This window comes from Bacillus sp. UNC69MF (genome assembly GCF_000746035.1).
Taxonomy (GTDB): domain Bacteria; phylum Bacillota; class Bacilli; order Bacillales; family Bacillaceae; genus Bacillus; species Bacillus velezensis.
In genome coordinates this window covers 47,068-67,951 of sequence record NZ_JQKM01000014.1, presented here as the reverse complement: position 1 = coordinate 67,951, position 20,884 = coordinate 47,068, and the positions used below count along the sequence as shown (strand labels likewise).

The 20,884-nt window shown below is 47.4% G+C and carries 22 protein-coding genes and 1 riboswitch; of the genes, 20 read left to right on the top strand and 2 right to left on the bottom strand.

The window, feature by feature from the left end:
- The first annotated feature begins 16 nt into the window (after positions 1-16).
- Positions 17-421, top strand: coding sequence for a DUF350 domain-containing protein (locus BR62_RS0110535; RefSeq protein WP_003152541.1), 405 nt, complete (start codon positions 17-19; stop codon positions 419-421).
- A gap of 138 nt (positions 422-559) precedes the next feature.
- Here BR62_RS0110535 and BR62_RS0110530 read toward each other — a convergent pair whose 3' ends face one another.
- Positions 560-1,237, bottom strand: a complete 678-nt coding sequence (locus BR62_RS0110530) for a DUF2711 family protein (RefSeq protein ID WP_032870774.1) — start codon at positions 1,235-1,237, stop codon at positions 560-562.
- A 105-nt stretch (positions 1,238-1,342) separates the two neighbouring features.
- Between BR62_RS0110530 and BR62_RS0110525 the strand changes: the two genes are divergently transcribed.
- The 9 genes from BR62_RS0110525 to BR62_RS0110485 all read left to right on the top strand — a co-directional run bounded on the left by BR62_RS0110525 (position 1,343) and on the right by BR62_RS0110485 (position 11,976).
- Positions 1,343-3,031, top strand: a complete 1,689-nt coding sequence (locus BR62_RS0110525; protein ID WP_007408118.1) for an AMP-binding protein — start codon at positions 1,343-1,345, stop codon at positions 3,029-3,031.
- Positions 3,032-3,119: 88 nt separating this feature from the next.
- Entirely contained in the window at positions 3,120-3,704 is a 585-nt protein-coding gene (locus tag BR62_RS0110520; protein WP_007408119.1) for a TetR/AcrR family transcriptional regulator, read from the top strand.
- Between the two features lie 13 nt (positions 3,705-3,717).
- Positions 3,718-4,497, top strand: coding sequence for an enoyl-CoA hydratase (locus BR62_RS0110515; protein WP_015240332.1), 780 nt, complete (start codon positions 3,718-3,720; stop codon positions 4,495-4,497).
- Between the two features lie 13 nt (positions 4,498-4,510).
- Positions 4,511-5,284 (top strand): electron transfer flavoprotein subunit beta/FixA family protein, encoded by a 774-nt coding sequence (locus BR62_RS0110510; protein ID WP_007408121.1) that lies wholly within the window; start codon positions 4,511-4,513, stop codon positions 5,282-5,284.
- 31 nt (positions 5,285-5,315) lie between these two features.
- Positions 5,316-6,293, top strand: a complete 978-nt coding sequence (locus BR62_RS0110505) for an electron transfer flavoprotein subunit alpha/FixB family protein (RefSeq protein ID WP_020954260.1) — start codon at positions 5,316-5,318, stop codon at positions 6,291-6,293.
- 213 nt (positions 6,294-6,506) lie between these two features.
- Positions 6,507-7,997, top strand: a complete 1,491-nt coding sequence (locus BR62_RS0110500) for an alpha-N-arabinofuranosidase (protein ID WP_032870771.1) — start codon at positions 6,507-6,509, stop codon at positions 7,995-7,997.
- A gap of 153 nt (positions 7,998-8,150) precedes the next feature.
- Positions 8,151-8,465 (top strand): thioredoxin, encoded by a 315-nt coding sequence (trxA, locus tag BR62_RS0110495; protein WP_003152560.1) that lies wholly within the window; start codon positions 8,151-8,153, stop codon positions 8,463-8,465.
- 142 nt (positions 8,466-8,607) lie between these two features.
- Entirely contained in the window at positions 8,608-10,380 is a 1,773-nt protein-coding gene (gene uvrC / locus BR62_RS0110490; RefSeq protein WP_032866574.1) for an excinuclease ABC subunit UvrC, read from the top strand.
- Between the two features lie 61 nt (positions 10,381-10,441).
- Positions 10,442-10,621: riboswitch (Lysine riboswitch) on the top strand.
- Between the two features lie 125 nt (positions 10,622-10,746).
- The gene (locus BR62_RS0110485) at positions 10,747-11,976 is read left to right on the top strand and encodes an aspartate kinase (RefSeq protein ID WP_032870769.1); all 1,230 of its coding nucleotides are present in this window, start codon (positions 10,747-10,749) and stop codon (positions 11,974-11,976) included.
- Between the two features lie 46 nt (positions 11,977-12,022).
- Here the strand turns inward: BR62_RS0110485 and BR62_RS0110480 are convergent, their stop codons facing one another.
- The gene (locus tag BR62_RS0110480; RefSeq protein ID WP_007612940.1) at positions 12,023-12,469 is read right to left on the bottom strand and encodes a YslB family protein; all 447 of its coding nucleotides are present in this window, start codon (positions 12,467-12,469) and stop codon (positions 12,023-12,025) included.
- A gap of 296 nt (positions 12,470-12,765) precedes the next feature.
- Between BR62_RS0110480 and sdhC the strand changes: the two genes are divergently transcribed.
- The 10 genes from sdhC (at position 12,766) to BR62_RS0110430 (ending at position 20,871) form a co-directional block, all read left to right on the top strand.
- Positions 12,766-13,374, top strand: a complete 609-nt coding sequence (gene sdhC, locus BR62_RS0110475) for a succinate dehydrogenase cytochrome B558 (RefSeq protein ID WP_003152571.1) — start codon at positions 12,766-12,768, stop codon at positions 13,372-13,374.
- Positions 13,375-13,407: 33 nt separating this feature from the next.
- Positions 13,408-15,168 (top strand): succinate dehydrogenase flavoprotein subunit, encoded by a 1,761-nt coding sequence (sdhA, locus tag BR62_RS0110470; protein ID WP_003152573.1) that lies wholly within the window; start codon positions 13,408-13,410, stop codon positions 15,166-15,168.
- Between the two features lie 2 nt (positions 15,169-15,170).
- Positions 15,171-15,929 (top strand): succinate dehydrogenase iron-sulfur subunit, encoded by a 759-nt coding sequence (gene sdhB, locus BR62_RS0110465; RefSeq protein ID WP_003152575.1) that lies wholly within the window; start codon positions 15,171-15,173, stop codon positions 15,927-15,929.
- Positions 15,930-15,988: 59 nt separating this feature from the next.
- Positions 15,989-16,426, top strand: a complete 438-nt coding sequence (locus tag BR62_RS0110460) for an acyl-CoA thioesterase (protein ID WP_012118126.1) — start codon at positions 15,989-15,991, stop codon at positions 16,424-16,426.
- Between the two features lie 120 nt (positions 16,427-16,546).
- Positions 16,547-16,771, top strand: a complete 225-nt coding sequence (gerE, locus tag BR62_RS0110455; RefSeq protein WP_003152579.1) for a spore germination transcription factor GerE — start codon at positions 16,547-16,549, stop codon at positions 16,769-16,771.
- A gap of 186 nt (positions 16,772-16,957) precedes the next feature.
- Positions 16,958-17,398, top strand: a complete 441-nt coding sequence (locus BR62_RS0110450; RefSeq protein WP_003152580.1) for a MarR family winged helix-turn-helix transcriptional regulator — start codon at positions 16,958-16,960, stop codon at positions 17,396-17,398.
- Positions 17,399-17,405: 7 nt separating this feature from the next.
- Positions 17,406-18,224: a glutamate racemase gene (racE, locus tag BR62_RS0110445; protein WP_012118125.1), complete on the top strand. Its 819-nt coding sequence runs from the start codon at positions 17,406-17,408 to the stop codon at positions 18,222-18,224.
- 106 nt (positions 18,225-18,330) lie between these two features.
- A complete protein-coding gene (locus BR62_RS0110440) occupies positions 18,331-19,416 on the top strand; it encodes a GerMN domain-containing protein (protein WP_032870767.1) in 1,086 nt (361 codons plus the stop codon).
- 109 nt (positions 19,417-19,525) lie between these two features.
- Complete coding sequence (gene rph, locus BR62_RS0110435) at positions 19,526-20,263, top strand: ribonuclease PH (protein ID WP_007612934.1); 738 nt, start codon at positions 19,526-19,528, stop codon at positions 20,261-20,263.
- Between the two features lie 11 nt (positions 20,264-20,274).
- Positions 20,275-20,871 carry an XTP/dITP diphosphatase gene (locus tag BR62_RS0110430; RefSeq protein WP_087920775.1) on the top strand — a complete coding sequence of 199 codons (597 nt, stop codon included), beginning with the start codon at positions 20,275-20,277 and terminating at the stop codon, positions 20,869-20,871.
- Positions 20,872-20,884 lie beyond the last annotated feature (13 nt).

Sequence of the window (20,884 nt, the reverse complement as noted above, 5' to 3'; positions counted from 1 at the left end):
AAAGGGAGTAAACGTCATGAATGCTTTTTGGGAAAATGAGCTTGTTGAAATCGCGGCTTATTACAGTGTAGCGGTCTTGTGTCTCGTCATTTTTCTGACCGTGTTTGAATTGGTGACATCCTATAAAAACTGGGTGGAAATCCAAAAAGGCAATCTTGCGGTGGCAATGGCGACCGGAGGGAAAATTCTCGGTATCGCAAATGTCTTTCAGCACAGCATCGCCCAGCATAATTCGCTTTTGCAAATGATCGGCTGGGGCGTATACGGATTTATTATGCTTTTAATCAGCTATTTTATCTTTGAATTTCTGACGCCCCGGTTTAAAATTGATAAAGAAATTGAAAAAGATAACAGAGCTGTCGGCTTTATTTCATTTGTCATCTCAGTCGGCCTGTCATTCGTGGTGGCCGCCGGGATTTAAGGGGACGGGGAAAAATGGAGAAGCTTGCGAAAGTGCTGCTGTCGGCAGCGGGAATTTTTCTGTTCATCGGACTTATTTATCTGGTCATGACATCTTAATACTGAAAAAAGGCTGCCGAACTAAAATCGGCGGCCTTTTTTATTGAGAATACCAGTTTATGCAGGCCGTATCAGAGCAAATGACGGCTTCCCAACTCATGGCGCGGATGACAGACGGCATGTCTTGATCTTCCATGAGAAAGAGTGTCGTAAAAGAATCATATATGCTCATAAAAGCGGCGCGCCGTTTTTCGTCGGCAATGATCATGTCAGCCCGCAGCAGTCCGCATACATCCGAAGCCGCCGTTTGATTGAGTGAAAATATGCCTTTCTCTTCGACCGGCTCATAATAAGTGCAGCGCTTTATGCCTTTTGAACGGAACACATCCAAAAGTCCCGGTATCAAAAATGGCGAAGTGACATCATCGCTCGGCAAGTACAGATCGGGATGATGAAGCCGATTTAACAGCTCGGCGGATTCAGGATGTGCATATTCATCCCGAAGTGCCATGACAGCGCTCATAAGCGCAAGCGCTGTCTCTTTTTCAGAGCGCAATCCGCAAACGGTCATGACGGATTTCCAGGAAACGGGTCTGCCCATCGCGATGATCTCCTCATCACTCGGATACATATGTTCATAAGGCCGTTTGCGCTTTTGCTCTTCCCACCCATCAGGCATCCGGACAAAGGGATGGAGCAAAAAGGCGGCCGACGTAAACGGCTTCGGCAGCTGGCGCAGGATAGGAACTCCTTCTTCAAAATGCAGCGTTTCCAGCAAGCTCAACACCTCCTGAAACTCGAAATTTCACATGAAACGCTTTCCCATTCCAATCACCCTTCTGCTATAATAATAGCGTATAGGAAAACAGAAGGGAGAGGTATTATGCAGTCTGAAAAGCCATGGCTTTCTCAATATCCCGAAGAGATTCCGCATGAGCTTGAATTTACCGATCAAACCCTGCCATCCAATCTGACAAACTCCGCAGCTCAATTCCCGAACCATACCGCCATTTATTTTCTCGGAAAAAAACTCACATTTCAAGACGTTCTCACAGATTCATTAAAGCTAGCCGCTTTTTTACGCAAAACAGGCCTGAAAAAAGGTGACAGAGCCGCCATTATGCTGCCCAATTGTCCGCAGTCGGTCATCGCTTTTTACGGCGTATTGTTTGCCGGGGGCATTGTCGTTCAGACCAATCCTCTCTACACGGAACACGAGCTTGAGTATCAGCTGAAAGACAGTGCGCCGCGCGTGATCATCACCCTTGATATGCTGTTTCCGAAGGTGATAAAAATGAAAACGTTATCAATCGTCGAACGCATTATTACAACAAGTATAAAAGACTTTTTGCCGTTTCCGAAAAATATGCTGTATACGCTCACGCAAAAACAACAGGTGCATATTGATTATGACGGCTGCGAACAAATTCACAAATTAGCGGATATTTTAAAAAACGAAAGCGCGGAGGAGGCAGAGCCATTTGATATTGACCCTGCGCATGACATCGCCGTGCTTCAATACACGGGCGGAACAACCGGCTATCCGAAAGGCGTCATGCTCACACACCGGAACATTCAGGCTAATACAGAAATGTGCGCCGCCTGGATGTACAAAATGAAAAAGGGAGCCGAAAAGGTGCTCGGCATCGTGCCTTTTTTTCATGTGTACGGATTGACCGCCGTGCTCAATTTTTCCATTATGCAGGGATGTGAAATGATCCTTCTTCCTAAATTTAATCCTTTGGATACTCTGAAAACAATCGACAGGCTGAAGCCGACGGTTTTTCCCGGGGCACCGACGATTTACATCGGGCTGTTGCATCACCCGGAGCTGAATAAGTATGATTTGTCCTCCATTGAAAGCTGTCCGAGCGGTTCAGCGGCGCTGCCGGTTGAGGTCAAACAGAAATTTGAAAAAGTGACCGGAGGAAAGCTTGTGGAAGGCTACGGATTATCCGAAGCATCACCGGTTACCCATTCAAACTTCATTTGGGGAAAAAATAAACCCGGCAGCATCGGCTGTCCCTGGCCCAATACCGATGCCGGAATCTATTCAGAAGAAAAAGGCGGGCTTGCGGGGCCGTATGAGCACGGCGAGCTGATCGTAAAAGGCCCTCAGATCATGAAAGGATACTGGAATAAGCAGGAGGAGACGGCGCGTGTCATCAGAGACGGCTGGCTGTTTACCGGAGATATGGGATATATGGATGAGGAAGGATTTTTCTACATCGCCGACAGGAAAAAAGACATCATCATTGCCGGCGGATACAACATTTACCCCCGGGAGGTGGAGGAGGCGCTTTATGAGCATGAAGCCGTTCAGGAAATCGTCGTAGCGGGCGTCCCTGATTCCTACAGAGGGGAAACGGTGAAAGCATTTATCGTTTTGAAAAAAGGTGCCGAGGCCGATGCCGATGAGCTTGATGCGTTTGCAAGAGAGCGGCTTGCGCCGTACAAAGTCCCGAAGCTTTACGAATTCAGAAAAGAGCTTCCGAAAACGGCCGTCGGAAAAATATTAAGAAGGCGTTTAGTCGAAGAGGAAGATGCTTCCCGTGAAAACAAGGTGCCTTAAAAGAAAAACTTGACAAAATCCGGATTCCTTTTTATCATGAAGTTATGAATGAATAGTCATTCATTTATCGAAGGAAGGAACGATGACATTGAACCAAAAACGGCCAAAGTATATGCAGATTATTGATGCAGCAGTAGAAGTCATAGCGGAAAACGGCTATCACCAATCACAGGTGTCCAAAATCGCCAAGCAGGCCGGCGTTGCGGACGGCACCATCTATTTATATTTCAAAAACAAAGAGGATATACTCATTTCTCTTTTTAAAGAAAAGATGGGCCAGTTCATTGAACGCATGGAAGAAGAAGTGAAAGAAAAAACGACGGCAAAAGAAAAACTCGCCCTCGTTATTAAGCAGCATTTCACACTGCTCGGCAATGACCGCCACCTCGCGATTGTGACCCAGCTTGAGCTCAGACAGTCAAATATCAAGCTGCGCCTGAAAATCAATGATATTTTAAAAGGATATTTAAACATGCTGGACACCATTTTGACCGAAGGAATCAAGTCGGGGGAATGGAAAGACAATCTCGACGTCCGCCTCGCCCGGCAGATGATATTCGGGACGATAGATGAAACAGTGACAACATGGGTGATGAACGATCAGAAATATGATCTTCCGGATTTGTCAGACAAGGTATTGGAGCTGTTGGTGTCAGGAATTCATCAAAACTAAAGGGGGTTGACGGATGAACAGCCTTTCGATGGCGGTAGAACAATCTGTTGCGGTGATCACCATTAATCATCAGCCGGCCAACGCGCTGTCCGGTGCGGTTTTAGACGAGTTGTCCGGTCTGTTCGACCGGTGTGAAACAGATGACAGCGTCAGAAGCATCATCATTCGCGGTGAGGGGAAATTTTTCTCGGCGGGCGCCGATATAAAGGAATTTACGTCGCTTGAAAATCTTGAGCAATCTTCTGCCATGGCGGATAAAGGCCAGCAGCTGATGGAAAGAATTGAAGGGTTTCCGAAGCCCGTGATCGCAGCGATTCACGGCGCTGCGCTCGGAGGCGGTCTTGAGCTAGCCATGGCCTGCCATATCAGAATCGCTACATTGGATGCAAAGCTCGGCCTGCCCGAGCTGAATCTCGGCATTATTCCGGGCTTTGCCGGGACGCAGCGGCTTCCCCGGTACGTCGGTACGGCGAAAGCGCTTGAAATGATCGGCACTTCAGAACCTGTGTCCGGAGAAGAAGCGCTCAGCCTCGGGCTTGTCACGATAGGCGCCGAACATGAGGAAGAGCTGCTGAAAAAGGCGAAAACGCTCGCGGGCAAGTTTGCGGAAAAAAGCCCGCAGTCGATGGCTTCTCTGCTTGAGCTCCTTTATTCAAATAAGATCTATTCTTATGACGGCGGCTTAAAGCTTGAAGCAAAGCGCTTTGGGGAAGCATTTGCATCAGATGACGCAAAAGAAGGCATTCAGGCATTTCTCGAAAAAAGAAAGCCTCAATTCGGTGGGCGAAGATAAAGGGGATAAGATTATGAATCTATTTGTACTGATGAAACGGACGTTTGACACAGAAGAGAAAATCGTCATTGAAGCAGGAAAGATTCAGGAGGACGGAGCCGAATTTATTATTAATCCGTATGATGAATACGCCATTGAAGAAGCCATTCAGCTGAAGGAAGAGCACGGCGGAACCGTTACCGCCGTAACCGTCGGCGGAGAAGATGCGGAGAAAGAACTGAGAACCGCCCTTGCGATGGGCTGTGACCAGGCGGTGTTAATCAATATTGAAGATGATCTGAGCGATCCTGACCAATACTCCATTTCAACTATCTTATATCATTATTTCAAGGACCGGGAATATGATCTGATTCTCGGCGGAAATGTCGCGATTGACGGCGGTTCAGGCCAAGTGGCTCCAAGGCTTGCCGAACTGCTGAACATTCCTTGCGTCACAACGATCACAAAACTGACAATCAGCGGCGATGAAGCTGTGGCAGAGAAAGACAATGAAGGGGATACCGAAATCATTAAAACCTCACTTCCTTTAGTCATCACGGCACAGCAAGGCTTAAACGAGCCGCGCTATCCGTCGCTTCCGGGCATTATGAAGGCGAAGAAAAAACCGCTGGAAGAACTTGAGCTCGATGATCTCGACATTGATGAAGATGATGCCGCACCGAAGCTCAAAACGATCGAACGTTTTCTGCCGCCGCAAAAAGAAGCGGGCAGACTGATCGAAGGAGAAGCCGCTGAGCAGGCGAAAGAGCTTGTGTCACTGCTGAGAAAAGAAGCCAAAGTCGTATAAACCGATATTAAAGAAACTGGGGGATGTCAGAATGGGAAAAAAAGTGATCGTACTCGGAGAAATTCGTGACGGCGCCTTACGGAACGTCACCTTTGAAGCCATAGCCGCAGGCAAAACCATTTCCGGCGGAGGAGATGTCATCGGCGTGCTGATGGGAAAAGGCGCAGCTGATGCAGCACCAGAACTCATTCAGTACGGCGCCGACAAAGTATTTACGGCCGATTCGCCGGGGCTTTCTCAGTATACGGCGGACGGATATGCCGCGGTTCTCGGGGATTTGATCGAAAATGAAAAGCCTGATGCGGTCATTTTCGGCCACACTTCTATGGGAAAAGATTTGTCACCTAAGCTTGCGGCCCGGTTTGAAACGGGGCTGATTTCAGACAGCACGGATGTAAGCGTTACCGGAGACAACATCGTTTTTACAAGACCGATCTATTCCGGCAAAGCCTTTGAACAGGTGATTTCAACTGATCCGTTCATTTTGGCGACGATTCGTCCGAATAATATTCAGGCATTAGAAAAAGACGCGAGCCGGACGGGTGATATCGAAGAGCTTGCGGCGCCTCCGGCAGATTTGCGGACGGTCATTGAAGAAGTAGTCAAAAAAACGGCGGACGGCGTGGATTTATCAGAAGCGAAAATTATCGTAGCAGGCGGCCGCGGTGTAAAAAGCAAAGATGGATTTGAACCGTTAAAAGAACTTGCCGAGGTGCTCGGAGCAGCGGTGGGCGCTTCACGCGGCGCGTGTGACGCGGACTATTGCGATTATTCTCTTCAAATCGGCCAGACGGGAAAAGTCGTCACGCCGGATTTGTATATCGCCTGCGGCATTTCCGGAGCGATTCAGCACTTGGCGGGCATGTCAAACAGTAAGGTCATTGTTGCCATTAACAAAGACCCGGAAGCGGAAATATTTAAAATAGCGGACTACGGAATTGTCGGCGATTTGTTCGAAGTGGTTCCGCTTCTGACGCAGGAATTTAAAAATGCCAATATTCATTCATAATCATAAACCCTCTGGCTTATTTGTCAGAGGGTTTTAATTTGTGTTAATTGGTTCGTACAAATTAAAGGTTGATAAAATAAGAGATTGACATGTACGAACCAATATAATAAGCTTTTGTAAAGCGCTTACAAACTTATCCATTCAGCATACATCCCAGATACATAGATCGGCTGTAGTGCTTTCATTCTTATTAAGGGAAAGGAATGATCAAGTTTGTCTCACAATACGGCAGTCATTCAAACTGATATCACACGGGGAACCATTAATAAAAACATATACGGACATTTCGCGGAACACCTGGGAAGAGGCATATATGAGGGCATCTGGGTCGGAAAAGATTCCGATATTCCGAATACCGGCGGGGTCAGGACGGATGTCGCCGCCGCCCTCAAACAGCTTCAGATTCCCGTCCTCAGATGGCCGGGCGGCTGTTTTGCAGATGAATACCATTGGGCAAACGGCGTAGGGAAACGCAAAACCATGCTGAATACCCATTGGGGCGGGACGATTGATTCCAATGAATTCGGCACGCACGAGTTTATGATGCTTTGTGAACTGCTCGGCTGCGAACCGTACATCGCCGGAAACGTCGGCAGCGGAACGATTAAAGAAATGGCTGATTGGATTGAATACATGACGTTTGAAGCGGGCACGCCGATGTCCGACTGGAGAAAAGAAAACGGGCGGGAAAAACCGTGGAAGCTGACATATTTCGGAATAGGGAATGAGAACTGGGGCTGCGGCGGAAACATGCATCCTGAGTATTATGCCGACCTTTACAGAAACTTTCAAACCTATGTCCGCAATTACAGCGGTAATGAAATCTATAAAATTGCCGGCGGCGCGAATGTCGACGATTACCGCTGGACTGAAACTTTAATGAAAAAAGCCGCTGATCTCATGGACGGGCTGAGCCTGCATTATTACACAATACCGGGCGACTTCTGGAAGGGGAAAGGATCAGCGACGGAGTTTACGGAAGATGAATGGTTCATCACGATGAAAAAAGCGGCGCATATGGATGAATTGATCACAAGGCACAGCGCCATCATGGATCAGTACGATCCCGAAAAAAGAGTCGGGCTGATCATTGATGAATGGGGCACGTGGCTTGATCCTGAGCCAGGCACGAATCCGGGCTTTCTGTATCAGCAGAATACGATCCGCGACGCCCTTGTCGCAGCCACGCATTTTCACATTTTTCATCAGCACGCAGACCGCGTACAGATGGCCAATATCGCGCAAACCGTCAACGTGCTTCAGGCAATGATCCTGACAGAAGGGAAAGACATGCTGCTGACGCCGACGTATCATGTGTTTGATATGTTTAAGGTGCATCAGGACGCTTCTCTTTTGGCGACAGAAACAAAAGCAGCCGGGTACGAATGGAATGACGGCCGGCTCCCGCAAGTCAGCATTTCAGCGTCCAAACAGCAAAACGGAGACATACATATCAGCCTTTGCAATATCGATCATCTGCACAAAGCTGATGTGAAGATTGAACTGCGGGGCATGAAAAAGACAGGGAAGCCTTCGGGAACGATTCTTCACGCGGAAAAAATGAATGCCCACAATACATTCAGCAGTCCGGAAAACGTCAAACCGAAGCCGTTTTCCGGGTTTGCTCAAAAGGGCGGAAAACTTGAGGCGGAGCTTCCTCCGATGGCGGTTGTACTAATCACGCTGCCTGCGAATCCATCTTAAGTTTTGAACGCCTGCCGCCCGGTTATAATACACTGTATAAATAAGATTATTTCCGGCGGGATCGGGAGAAAATAATATAAGCATTAAATTAGCATGAACGAATGGGAGATGCTATACTAAAAATCATCATTTGACAATTGGAGGAATAACAAAATGGCTATCGTAAAAGCAACTGATCAATCGTTCTCAGCTGAAACAAGTGAAGGTGTCGTATTGGCTGATTTCTGGGCTCCTTGGTGCGGACCTTGTAAAATGATCGCGCCCGTTCTTGAAGAGCTTGATCAAGAAATGGGAGACAAACTGAAAATCGTCAAAATCGACGTGGATGAAAACCAAGAAACTGCCGGTAAATACGGCGTCATGAGCATCCCGACACTTCTCGTGCTAAAAGACGGAGAAGTCGTTGAAACATCTGTCGGTTTCAAACCGAAAGAAGCTCTTGAAGAGCTTGTAAACAAACATCTGTAAGCCGAAAGCTTCCGTTACGGCAGGGCGATTCCTTTGAAGGGAATCGCCTTTTTTTGACCTTCCAAAAGCTGAGAATGGAGAAAAACAAGTGTTCGTGATACACTGAATGGACACGAGAAATGAATGTAAGGAAGGGTAACGTATGAATAAACAACTGAAAGAAAAACTGGCCCTCCTTCCCGATCAGCCGGGCTGTTATTTAATGAAAGACCGTCAAAAAACAGTCATCTACGTGGGGAAAGCGAAAGTCTTGAAAAACAGGGTGCGATCTTATTTCACCGGTTCTCACGACGCAAAAACCCAACGGCTTGTGTCGGAGATTGAGGACTTTGAATATATCGTGACTTCCTCCAATCTTGAAGCGCTAATTTTGGAAATGAATCTGATTAAAAAATACGATCCGAAATACAATGTCATGCTGAAAGATGATAAAACCTATCCCTTTATTAAAATCACCCATGAACGCCATCCGCGGCTGATTGTCACCCGGAATGTCAAAAAAGACAAAGGACGCTATTTCGGCCCGTATCCGAATGTGCAGGCGGCGCGGGAAACGAAAAAACTGCTGGACCGCCTTTACCCGCTCAGGAAATGCTCAAAGCTACCGGACCGCGTCTGTCTCTATTATCATCTCGGACAATGCCTCGCCCCATGTGTAAAGGATATATCTGAGGAGACAAACCGCGAGATTGTTGAAGACATTACCCGTTTTTTAAAGGGAGGGCATAACGAAATCAAAAAAGAGCTCGAAGCGAAAATGGCAGAAGCGGCGGAAAAGCTTGAATTTGAACGGGCTAAAGAATTCCGCGACCAGCTTGCTCACATCGAATCGACGATGGAGAAGCAAAAAATGACCATGAATGACCTTCTGGACCGCGATGTGTTTGCATATGCCTACGATAAAGGCTGGATGTGCGTCCAAGTCTTTTTCATACGCCAAGGAAAACTGATCGAACGCGACGTCAGCATGTTTCCGATGTATCAGGAAGCGGATGAAGAATTTCTGACCTTCATCGGCCAGTTCTACTCTAAAAACAATCACTTTCTGCCTAAGGAAATTCTGGTGCCTGACAGCGTTGACAGGGACATGATCACCGAACTGTTGGAAACCGCCGTGCATCAGCCGAAAAAAGGCCCGAAAAAAGAGCTGCTTTTGCTTGCGCACAAAAATGCGAAAATCGCTCTGCGGGAAAAATTCTCGTTAATCGAGCGGGATGAGGAACGGTCAATCGGTGCAGCCGAACGGCTTGGCGAAGCGCTGAATATTTACACGCCGCATCGGATTGAAGCGTTTGACAACTCCAATATTCAAGGCACAAACCCCGTATCGGCCATGATTGTCTTTATTGACGGAAAACCGAATAAAAAGGAATACCGCAAATATAAAATTAAAACCGTAACAGGGCCGGATGATTACGGCTCAATGAGGGAAGTCATCAGAAGAAGGTACACGAGGGTGCTCCGCGAAAATCTTCCGCTGCCGGATTTAATCATCATTGACGGCGGAAAAGGGCAGATTAACGCGGCGCGCGACGTGCTCGAGAATGAGCTCGGCCTTGATGTCCCGGTAGCGGGATTGGCGAAAGATGATAAACACCGAACATCCAACCTTTTGATCGGCGACCCGCTTGAACCGGTGTTTCTGGAGCGGAACAGCCAAGAGTTTTACCTGCTTCAGCGTATTCAGGACGAAGTTCACCGTTTTGCGATCAGCTTTCACAGACAGATCCGGGGAAAAAGCGTCTTTCAATCCGTTCTGGATGATATCCCCGGAATCGGTGAAAAACGCAAAAAAATGCTCTTAAAACATTTCGGATCTGTCAAAAAGATGAAGGAAGCAAGCCTTGACGATATCAAAAAAGCGGGTGTGCCGGCCGCGGCGGCCCAGCTGCTGTTTGAAAAATTAAAAAAATAGTATTGTGCTTTTCTGAAAAATCTGCTAGAATGTGAACTAATTTCATAAGATCGTGTTATATGGTGAAGATAGAGGTGCGAACTTCATTAGTAAGCCTTTGGAGAATGATGGATTCTGCGAAAAAGGCTGAAAGGGGAGCGTCGCCGAAGTGTATCACATCCCATCGGTGTGATTTGCTGGCCTTGCATTAAATAAATGTAAGGCTGTCAAGAATTCATTTTCTTGGAGGGCTATCTCGTTGTTCATAATCAATCGTAATGATATGAAAAAGCAATGAGAGCTATTCCTCTCATTGCTTTTTTTATTGTGGACAAAACGCTCTTTTCTCCTCACCCGCACGAACCAAAATGTAAAGGGTGGTCTAGTATGGGTCTTATCGTACAAAAATTCGGAGGCACTTCCGTCGGCTCTGCCGAAAAAATTCAAAATGCCGCAAATCGCGCCATTGCTGAAAAGCAAAAAGGCCATGATGTCGTAGTCGTCGTTTCGGCAATGGGAAAATCAACCGACGCGCTCGTTAACCTCGCGGCTGAAATCACATCTGAACCAAGCAGACGCGAGATGGATATGCTTTTGTCTACGGGGGAGCAGGTCACGATTTCGCTTTTGGCCATGGCGCTTCAGGAAAAAGGATATGACGCCGTCTCTTATACGGGCTGGCAGGCGGGTGTCCGCACGGAAGCCGTTCACGGCAATGCGAGAATTACGGATATTGATATCACGGCGATTCGTTCGCAGCTTGCAGAAGGCAAAATTACAGTTGTCGCCGGTTTTCAGGGCGTGACGGAAGACGGCGGCATCACGACGCTCGGACGGGGCGGTTCCGATACGACGGCGGTCGCTCTTGCAGCAGCGCTGGAAGCGGATAAATGCGACATTTATACAGATGTTCCGGGCGTATTTACGACAGATCCGCGGTATGTCCGGTCAGCGAGAAAGCTGGCGGGAATTTCTTATGATGAAATGCTGGAGCTTGCAAATCTGGGAGCGGGTGTTCTTCACCCGCGGGCGGTTGAGTTCGCGAAAAACTACCAAGTGCCTTTAGAAGTGCGGTCAAGTACGGAACATGAAGCGGGAACATTAATTGAGGAGGAATCATCAATGGAGCAGAATTTAATCGTCAGAGGAATTGCATTTGAAGACCAGATCACGAGGGTGTCCGTTACGGGCCTGACAAGCGGACTGACTACTCTTTCAACAATCTTCACCGCGCTGGCAAAACGAAACATCAACGTTGACATTATTATTCAGACACAGTCGGACGATGGGGAAGCGGATATTTCTTTCTCAGTGAAAACGGAAGATGCCGCGCAAACGGTCGCCGTGCTTGAAGAATATAAAAACGCGCTTGACTATGAAAAAATTGAAACCGAAAGAAAACTGGCAAAAGTCTCCATTGTCGGGTCGGGCATGGTTTCAAATCCCGGCGTCGCCGCGGACATGTTTGCCGTACTGGCGGAAAAAAATGTACAAGTCAAAATGGTGAGCACATCTGAAATAAAAGTATCAGCGGTTGTCAGCGAAAATGATATGGTGAAAGCGGTCGAAGCGCTTCATGATGCGTTTGAGCTTTCTAAACAGCCGTCTGCCGTGTAAACGGGCAGGCAAAAAGGCGGGACTTGGAGTCACCGCCTTTTTTCAATTATACAGGGTCCTTCATATCCCATTTTACAGTCAGGACGACTTTATCCGCTCTCTTTTTTACCTGTTCATAAGATTCTGCGATCTGATCGTTCATCAATTGAATCTGTTCGGCTATAAAACCGGCTTCAAGCTGAAAACAAGGCTCTTTCTGATGTTTGAGTCTGCTGGATACGAGCGGTCCTTCCAGTTCAAATTCCAGTTCTTGTTTTTTTGATCCTGCGTTTGTCAAAGTTCCCCAGCCGGCTTTTTCAAAAAAGGCGGGGATTTCTTCCCACGATTGAAGAGGAAATTTGCGGGCGAGGCGTTTTCCCGCCCAATACATCATCGATGAATGCTCCGGGCCGAGGATATCCGGAAGCACGATTTCCCGGATTAATTCGTAGCCGTATGCGCTGACGTCGAGTTCAGTTAAAGGTTCTAAAGCTGCTTCATAATTATTCTTCATATTATGTATTCCCCTCTCTCCTTCGTTTATTATAGCTTAAACAGGGGGGAGGATTACAGGATGATCCTATAAAACACGCGAAAAAATGTGAGAAAGATATCGCAGGAAAATAAAATTTTCCCTCCAGATAATCAATTCCGAAAATTATAATTTATGTACACGTTTTCTTGACGCCCTTTTGAGGGAGGAGTAAAATGAAATTGTCAATAAATTTTAATAAAGTGCTTACAATTGAAACGAAGTGGGGGCAGAGATTTTAGTACATTTCGCACTTAAATCAAACAGGGGGTAAAGTAATGTCTGGGAACAGAGAGTTTTATTTTCGAAGATTGCATTCCTTGCTCGGTGTTATTCCGGTCGGCATCTTTTTGATCCAGCATTTAGTCGTCAACCAATTTGCCGCAAGGGGAGCGGATGCGTTTAACAAGGCGGCCGGCTTTATGGACAGTCTGCCGTTCAGGTATGCGTTAGAAATTTTTATTATTTTCTTACCTTTAATTTATCATGCGGTTTACGGTGTGTACATAGCATTTACTGCGAAAAACAACGCTGGCCACTACAGTTATTTCAGAAACTGGATGTTTGTGCTTCAGCGTGTCACTGGTATTCTCACCCTTATTTTCGTCAGCTGGCATGTATGGCAGACGCGGATTGCCGCGCAGATGGGCGCTGAAGTCAACTTCGATATGATGGCGAATATTTTGAGCTCGCCGTTTATGCTCGGTTTTTACATTGTAGGCGTTTTATCGGTCATTTTTCACTTTTCAAACGGCTTATGGTCTTTTGCGGTCACATGGGGGATCACGGTCACGCCGCGTTCTCAAAGAATTTCGACTTACGTGACGCTGATTATATTTTTAGCGCTTTCATACGTAGGTTTAAAAGCGATTTTTGCGTTTGTGTAAGAGAACTAGATTACTAGAGGGAGAGGGGCTATCATGAGTCAATCAAGCATTATCGTAGTCGGCGGGGGTCTTGCCGGCCTCATGGCGACAATTAAAGCAGCGGAATCAGGCACGGCCGTTAAATTGTTTTCCATCGTTCCGGTCAAACGCTCTCACTCGGTCTGCGCGCAGGGCGGGATAAACGGAGCTGTCAACACAAAAGGGGAAGGAGACTCTCCGTTTGAGCATTTTGATGACACGGTATACGGAGGCGACTTTTTGGCAAACCAGCCTCCTGTAAAAGCGATGTGTGAAGCGGCGCCGTCCATTATCCACTTATTGGACCGCATGGGGGTTATGTTTAACAGAACGCCGGAAGGGCTCTTGGACTTCCGCCGTTTCGGGGGTACACAGCATCACAGAACCGCATACGCGGGAGCGACGACGGGTCAGCAGCTTCTTTACGCACTGGACGAGCAGGTGCGCAGATATGAAGTGGCGGGTCTCGTCACAAAATACGAAGGCTGGGAATTCCTCGGCGCCGTTCTTGACGATGAGCGCACGTGCCGCGGTATCGTAGCCCAAAATCTGACCAATATGCAAATCGAGTCATTCCGTTCTGACGCCGTTATTATGGCGACGGGAGGTCCCGGAATCGTATTCGGGAAATCAACAAACAGCATGATCAACACGGGATCTGCCGCATCAATCGTTTATCAGCAGGGCGCTTATTATGCAAACGGCGAATTTATCCAAATTCACCCGACAGCAATCCCGGGGGACGATAAACTGCGTCTGATGAGTGAATCGGCGCGCGGCGAGGGCGGAAGAGTCTGGACGTACAAAGACGGAAAACCTTGGTACTTCCTTGAGGAAAAATATCCGGCTTACGGAAACCTCGTGCCGCGGGATATTGCGACACGTGAAATCTTTGACGTGTGCGTGAATCAGAAACTCGGCATCAACGGTGAAAACATGGTGTATCTCGATCTGTCGCACAAAGATCCGAAAGAGCTTGACGTTAAGCTTGGCGGCATTATCGAAATCTATGAAAAATTCATGGGGGATGACCCGCGCAAGCTTCCGATGAAAATTTTCCCTGCCGTTCACTATTCAATGGGCGGACTGTGGGTTGATTATGATCAGATGACAAGCATCCGCGGACTGTTCGCAGCGGGTGAATGTGATTATTCAATGCACGGAGGAAACCGTTTAGGGGCGAACTCTCTGCTTTCCGCCATCTACGGAGGAATGGTGGCCGGACCGAATGCGGTGAAATATGTTTCCGGACTTGAAACATCAGCGGAAGACCTGTCTTCTTCATTATTTGATTCCTATGTGAAAAAAGAAGAAGAAAAATGGGCCGATATTATGAAGATGGACGGCGACGAAAATGCCTACGTGCTTCACCGTGAGCTCGGAGAATGGATGACGGCCAACGTCACGGTGGTCCGCCACAACGACAAGCTTTTGAAAACGGATGACAAAATCCAAGAGCTGATGGAACGCTTTAAGAAAATCAATATCAACGATACGACAAAATGGAGCAACCAAGGCGCGATGTTCACCCGCCAGTTCTCCAATATGCTTCAGCTTGCCAGAGTCATCACGCTCGGCGCATATAACCGAAATGAAAGCCGGGGAGCGCACTATAAACCGGATTTCCCTGAAAGAAATGACGATGAGTGGCTCAAAACGACGATGGCTAAACATGCCGGTCCGTTTGAAGCTCCGGAATTTGAATATCAGGATGTCGATGTATCACTGATTGCGCCCCGTAAACGCGACTACTCGAAGAAGAAGGTGGCGAAATAATCATGAGTGAGAAAAAGATACGGTTTATCATTACACGTCAGGATACGCCCGAAAGCGCGCCATACGATGAAGAATTCGAAATCAATTACCGCCCGAACCTGAACGTGATTTCCGCCCTGATGGAAATCCGCAGAAATCCCGTGAATGCAAAAGGAGAGAAAACCACTCCGGTCGCATGGGACATGAACTGTCTTGAAGAAGTATGCGGCGCCTGCTCCATGGTCATCAACGGGAGACCGCGCCAGTCATGTACGGCGCTGATTGATAAGCTGGAACAGCCGATCCGTCTGAAACCGATGAAAACATTCCCGGTTGTCCGTGACCTTCAGGTTGACCGCAGCAGAATGTTTGATTCACTGAAAAAAGTGAAAGCATGGGTGCCGATTGACGGAACTTACGATTTGGGGCCGGGGCCGAGAATGCCGGAAAAACGCCGCCAGTGGGCATATGAATTGTCTAAATGCATGACATGCGGCGTCTGCCTCGAAGCCTGCCCGAACGTCAACAGCAAGTCGAAATTCATGGGGCCTGCCCCGATGTCGCAAGTTCGTCTGTTTAACGCCCATCCGACGGGCGCGATGAACAAAGCAGAACGTTTAGAAGCGTTAATGACAGACGGCGGCCTCGGAGATTGCGGGAATTCACAAAACTGTGTTCAATCCTGCCCGAAAGGCATTCCGCTTACGACTTCAATCGCCGCTTTGAACAGAGATACCAATTTACAAGCATTCCGTAATTTCTTCGGAAGCGACAGAGTATAAGAAAGAGAAAAAGAGCCTCTTCCGCACGGGAGAGGTTTTTTTATAAGGAGCTGAAGGTGATGAAACAACCGCAATATATTGATATCCCGTTTGAAGAATGGAGACAGTCGTTTTCTTTCTTTACTGAAGTATCGGTTCGTTTTTCAGAAACGGATATGTTCGGCCATATGAATAATGTAACCCCTTTCATCTATTTTGAAGAAGCGCGGATCGCTTATTTCAAACAGCGAGGCATAACGGCGCAAAACTCGGAAACGATGACGGTCGTCGCAAGCCAGCAGTGCGACTATATGCGTCAGGTGATGCCGTATGAAAATCTGCGGATTTATGTGAAAGCAAGCGCTGCCGGAAATGCGTCCGTCACCCTTCATTACCTTGGAGAAAATGAGTCGGGCCTGCCGTGCTTTACAGGTTCCGTCGTTATGGTTCAAGTGTCGAAGAAAAGCGGCAAAGCGGTCAGCTGGACGGAGCGGGAGAAAGGCATTCTGCTCGCCTGAACGGATAACTATTTCTCTAAGAGACGTCACCTCCGAAGCGCCCTTTACATATGATATCTTGACTATATAAACCCATTCGTTTCAGATTCGCTCTCACCTTAGCAAGGAGGGTTACAATACTTGAAGGAGAAAGATTTTCAATCAAAGCCGCTGCTGACCAAAAGAGAAAGAGAAGTATTCGAATTGCTCGTTCAAGACAAGACAACAAAGGAAATTGCAAGCGAGCTATTTATCAGTGAAAAAACTGTACGGAATCACATTTCAAATGCCATGCAGAAGTTAGGTGTGAAAGGGCGTTCGCAAGCTGTTGTCGAGCTTCTTAGAATGGGTGAGCTAGAGCTCTGATTCTTGCCGGTTTTCCTTCTTTTCGAGAAGGAGCCGGTTATTTGCGTTGGCGCCCGGGCTGATGGGCATGCGGTGAAAATCCCGGTTTTTCCTTTTTCTCCGTCAGTCTTGCATTTTCTTAAAAAAAGAAGGAAAATAGACACGGAGCGCATAGCCCAGAAAGATCCTTGAGTGAGGGATGGACAAATGACATCAAAATCTGTAGAGCATGTTGCGGATATCGAAAAATCACTCCGCCATATCGCTGCGATCATTAAACAAAAAGGAAGAGAAATCCTTAACCAATATGCAATTACACCGCCGCAATTCGTGGGGCTTCAATGGCTTTATGAATTGGGCGATATGACAATAGGCGAATTATCAGGCAAAATGTATTTGGCTTGCAGCACGACGACGGATCTGATAGACCGCATGGAAAAAAATAAGCTTGTCGAGCGGGTGAAAGACCCGGCTGACAGACGGGTCGTCAGAATTCATCTTCTCGCTGAAGGAGAGCGCATTATCCAAGAAGTGATTTTGAAAAGACAGGCTTATTTGCGGGATATGTTTGCGACATTTTCCGAAGAAGAAACAGCCGCTTTCGAAAAATCATTATTGAAACTGCAGCATGAAATGAAAAGAAAATGAGGCGATTTTGTTGGAACAGCCGATAGGAGTCATTGATTCCGGGGTTGGCGGGTTAACCGTTGCTAAGGAAATCATGAGACAGCTACCGAAGGAAAATATCATCTATGTGGGAGATACAAAACGCTGCCCGTACGGCCCGCGTCCTGAAGAAGAAGTTCTTCAATACACGTGGGAAATGACCGATTACCTGCTGGAAAACCACCATATCAAAATGCTCGTGATCGCCTGCAATACGGCCACGGCCATTGCCTTGGAGGATATTCAGCGCAAAACGGATATTCCGGTTGTCGGCGTCATTCAGCCGGGTGCGAGAACGGCGATAAAGGTCACGAAAAACCAGCATATCGGCGTCATCGGCACGGTCAATACCATTAAAAGCAGAGCGTATGAGCAGGCGCTGCTCGGGTTAAACGCAGAACTTCAAGTTGAGAACACGGCTTGTCCGCTGCTCGTGCCGTTTGTGGAAAGCGGACGGTTTCTTCAGGAATCAGCGGAGGAAGCGGTTGAAGCATCGCTTGAGCCTTTAAAAGGTACATCAATTGACACCTTGATTTTAGGATGTACGCATTATCCGATTTTAAAAGATCCGATTCAGAACTATATGGGAGAGCATGTGAAAATCATTTCCTCCGGAGACGAGACGGCGAGAGAAGTGAGCACCATCTTGTCTTATAAAGGTTTGTTAAACCAATCGAAACATGCACCGGAGCATCAATTTCTTACAACGGGAGAGCGGAACGGCTTCGCAAAAATTGCCGAAGACTGGTTCGGCCACGAAATCGGCCATGTCGAGTGCATCTCCCTTCAAGAGCCGGTCAGAAAATAAATCAAAAAAACCCGCTGTTTACGGCGGGTTTTTTTGCGCTTCCCGGTCTATTTCCCGGACAGGGCTCGTATACATCATAGTACAAACAGCCTTAGGAGGGAAAAGTATGCTGAAAAAAGGACCTGCAGTCATTGCTGCAACATGTCTTACTTCGGCTTTTGTGTTATCTGGATGCGGTTTGTTTCAATCCGATAAAACAGCCGGGGAAATTGACCCGCCTCAAGACATTTCATATGTAAAGGATGAAGCGGGAATTCAGGCAAAATCAAAGCAGTCAGAGAAAAACGGCACTTCTAAAGCCGACCAGCCGGCCAATACAGTCATGAGAGAGCTGTATCTGATTGATAAAAACGGCTATGTCGCAGCACAGACATTGCCTCTTCCGAACAGTGAGGGAACCGCAAAGCAGGCCCTTGAGTATTTGGTTCAGGGAGGGCCTGTGTCAGAAATCCTGCCGAACGGCTTCAGAGCGGTGCTCCCTGCGGATACGACGGTAAATGTCGATATTAAAAAAGACGGCACTGCCGTCGCTGATTTTTCGAAGGAATTTAAAAACTATAAAAAAGAAGACGAACAAAAAATCCTGCAATCGATTACATGGACGCTTACCCAATTCAGCTCAATAGATAAAGTCAAAATCAGAATCAACGGGCACGAACTGAAAGAAATGCCTGTGGGCGGCACGCCGATTACGGGCGATTTAAGCAGAAAAGACGGGATTAATATTGAAACGGCCGGAGTGAATGATCTGACAGACACCCATCCGCTGACTGTCTATTATCTGGCGGAAACAGAGACGAGCGAATACTACGTGCCTGTCACAAAGCGGATTGACAATTCGGAAACAAATGACATCACCGCTGCCGTTGAACAGCTCGCCGACGGACCGGGCAAAGCAAGCGGGCTTTTGACGGACTTTAATAACGATGTTAAGCTTCTCGGCAAGCCGAAAGTAAAAGACGGCCAAGTTACACTGGACTTTAACAGCTCCATTTACGGAAGCGCCGACGAAAAAACAAAAATGGTATCATCGGGCGTACTGGACAGCATCGTTCTCACATTAACCGAACAGCCGTCGATCAAAAGTGTTTCTATAAAAGTAAACGGAAAATCAGAACTGGTGAATGAGAAAGGAGAATCCCTTTCAAAACCTGTTTCGAGGCCGTCACAAGTGAATACGGGTAGTTTTTAATTTGCGATTTTTGATATACTAGTAAAAAAGAGGTTAGCGTTCCGGCTGCCTCTTTCTTTATTCACAATCCGGAACAAAAGGTTTATGTACATATAATCGGAGGTAAAATATGAGACACGACGGAAGACAGCACGATGAGCTGCGCCCTATCACATTTGATTTGGATTTTATCACTCACCCGGAAGGCTCTGTTTTAATTACAGCGGGAAATACGAAGGTCATCTGTAATGCATCTGTGGAAGACCGGGTGCCGCCATTTTTACGCGGCGGAGGAAAAGGCTGGATCACAGCGGAATACAGCATGCTTCCCCGCGCGACGAATCAAAGAACGATAAGAGAATCTTCAAAAGGAAAGGTCTCCGGCAGAACGATGGAAATTCAGCGGCTGATCGGGCGCGCGCTCCGGGCCGTCGTTGATTTGGAGAAGCTTGGCGAACGGACGATCTGGATCGACTGTGACGTCATTCAAGCTGACGGCGGAACAAGAACGGCTTCCATTACCGGCGCCTTCTTGGCAATGGCCATTGCGATCGGCAAACTCGTAAAAAGCGGCGTTATCAAAACCTCTCCTGTGACAGATTATCTCGCGGCCATTTCTGTTGGGATGGATAAAGAAGAAGGCCTTCTTTTGGATCTGAATTATGAAGAGGATTCGGCGGCTGAAGTCGACATGAATATTATCATGACGGGAAGCGGACGTTTTGTAGAGCTTCAAGGGACGGGCGAAGAAGCCACATTCTCCCGTGAAGATTTAAACGGACTGTTAAGCCTTGCTGAAAAAGGAATCCAGACGCTTATTCAAAAGCAAAAAGAAGTGCTGGGAGAAACATTGCCTGAACTGAAATAAGAAAGAGAGGCCTGATCACCGTGAAAGAAGCCATTATTGCGACACACAATCAGGGAAAAGTGAAAGAATTCAAGGAAATTCTCGAACCGAAAGGCTACAGCGTCTCTTCTTTGGCGGAAATCGGATTTACGGAAGAAATTGAAGAAACCGGACATACCTTTGAAGAAAACGCCATCTTAAAAGCGGAAGCCGTGGCAAAAGCCGTCAACAAAATGGTCATTGCAGACGACTCCGGTTTATCAGTGGACAACCTTGGAGGCAGACCGGGCGTTTATTCAGCCCGTTATGCCGGAGAAGCAAAAGATGATAAGGCGAACATGGACAAGGTGCTGTCAGAATTAAAAGGCATCGAAAAAGAGCAGCGCACGGCCCGTTTCCGCTGCGCCCTTGCCGTCAGCATGCCGGGGCAGGAAACAAAAACGGTCGAAGGTCATGTTGAAGGGTATATTGCGGAAGGACCCGAGGGGGATAACGGGTTCGGCTATGATCCCATTTTTATTGTAAAAGATAAAGATAAAACCATGGCCCAGCTGACAAGCGCTGAGAAAAACAAAATCAGTCACAGGGCTGAGGCGCTCAAGAAACTGTCAAAGCTGCTTGATTCATAAGGGGGAGCGTATG

What these genes read in the sequence shown, in the direction of transcription:
- BR62_RS0110450 (WP_003152580.1), top strand. Translation starts at nt 16,958, where the DNA reads ATGACATCAAAATCTGTAGAGCATGTTGCGGATATCGAAAAATCACTC.
- sdhA (WP_003152573.1), top strand. Translation starts at nt 13,408, where the DNA reads ATGAGTCAATCAAGCATTATCGTAGTCGGCGGGGGTCTTGCCGGCCTC.
- BR62_RS0110510 (WP_007408121.1), top strand. Translation starts at nt 4,511, where the DNA reads ATGAATCTATTTGTACTGATGAAACGGACGTTTGACACAGAAGAGAAA.
- trxA (WP_003152560.1), top strand. Translation starts at nt 8,151, where the DNA reads ATGGCTATCGTAAAAGCAACTGATCAATCGTTCTCAGCTGAAACAAGT.
- BR62_RS0110480 (WP_007612940.1), bottom strand. Translation starts at nt 12,469, where the DNA reads ATGAAGAATAATTATGAAGCAGCTTTAGAACCTTTAACTGAACTCGAC.
- uvrC (WP_032866574.1), top strand. Translation starts at nt 8,608, where the DNA reads ATGAATAAACAACTGAAAGAAAAACTGGCCCTCCTTCCCGATCAGCCG.
- BR62_RS0110525 (WP_007408118.1), top strand. Translation starts at nt 1,343, where the DNA reads ATGCAGTCTGAAAAGCCATGGCTTTCTCAATATCCCGAAGAGATTCCG.
- rph (WP_007612934.1), top strand. Translation starts at nt 19,526, where the DNA reads ATGAGACACGACGGAAGACAGCACGATGAGCTGCGCCCTATCACATTT.
- BR62_RS0110485 (WP_032870769.1), top strand. Translation starts at nt 10,747, where the DNA reads ATGGGTCTTATCGTACAAAAATTCGGAGGCACTTCCGTCGGCTCTGCC.
- sdhB (WP_003152575.1), top strand. Translation starts at nt 15,171, where the DNA reads ATGAGTGAGAAAAAGATACGGTTTATCATTACACGTCAGGATACGCCC.
- BR62_RS0110535 (WP_003152541.1), top strand. Translation starts at nt 17, where the DNA reads ATGAATGCTTTTTGGGAAAATGAGCTTGTTGAAATCGCGGCTTATTAC.
- BR62_RS0110460 (WP_012118126.1), top strand. Translation starts at nt 15,989, where the DNA reads ATGAAACAACCGCAATATATTGATATCCCGTTTGAAGAATGGAGACAG.
- sdhC (WP_003152571.1), top strand. Translation starts at nt 12,766, where the DNA reads ATGTCTGGGAACAGAGAGTTTTATTTTCGAAGATTGCATTCCTTGCTC.
- BR62_RS0110515 (WP_015240332.1), top strand. Translation starts at nt 3,718, where the DNA reads ATGAACAGCCTTTCGATGGCGGTAGAACAATCTGTTGCGGTGATCACC.
- BR62_RS0110505 (WP_020954260.1), top strand. Translation starts at nt 5,316, where the DNA reads ATGGGAAAAAAAGTGATCGTACTCGGAGAAATTCGTGACGGCGCCTTA.
- BR62_RS0110440 (WP_032870767.1), top strand. Translation starts at nt 18,331, where the DNA reads ATGCTGAAAAAAGGACCTGCAGTCATTGCTGCAACATGTCTTACTTCG.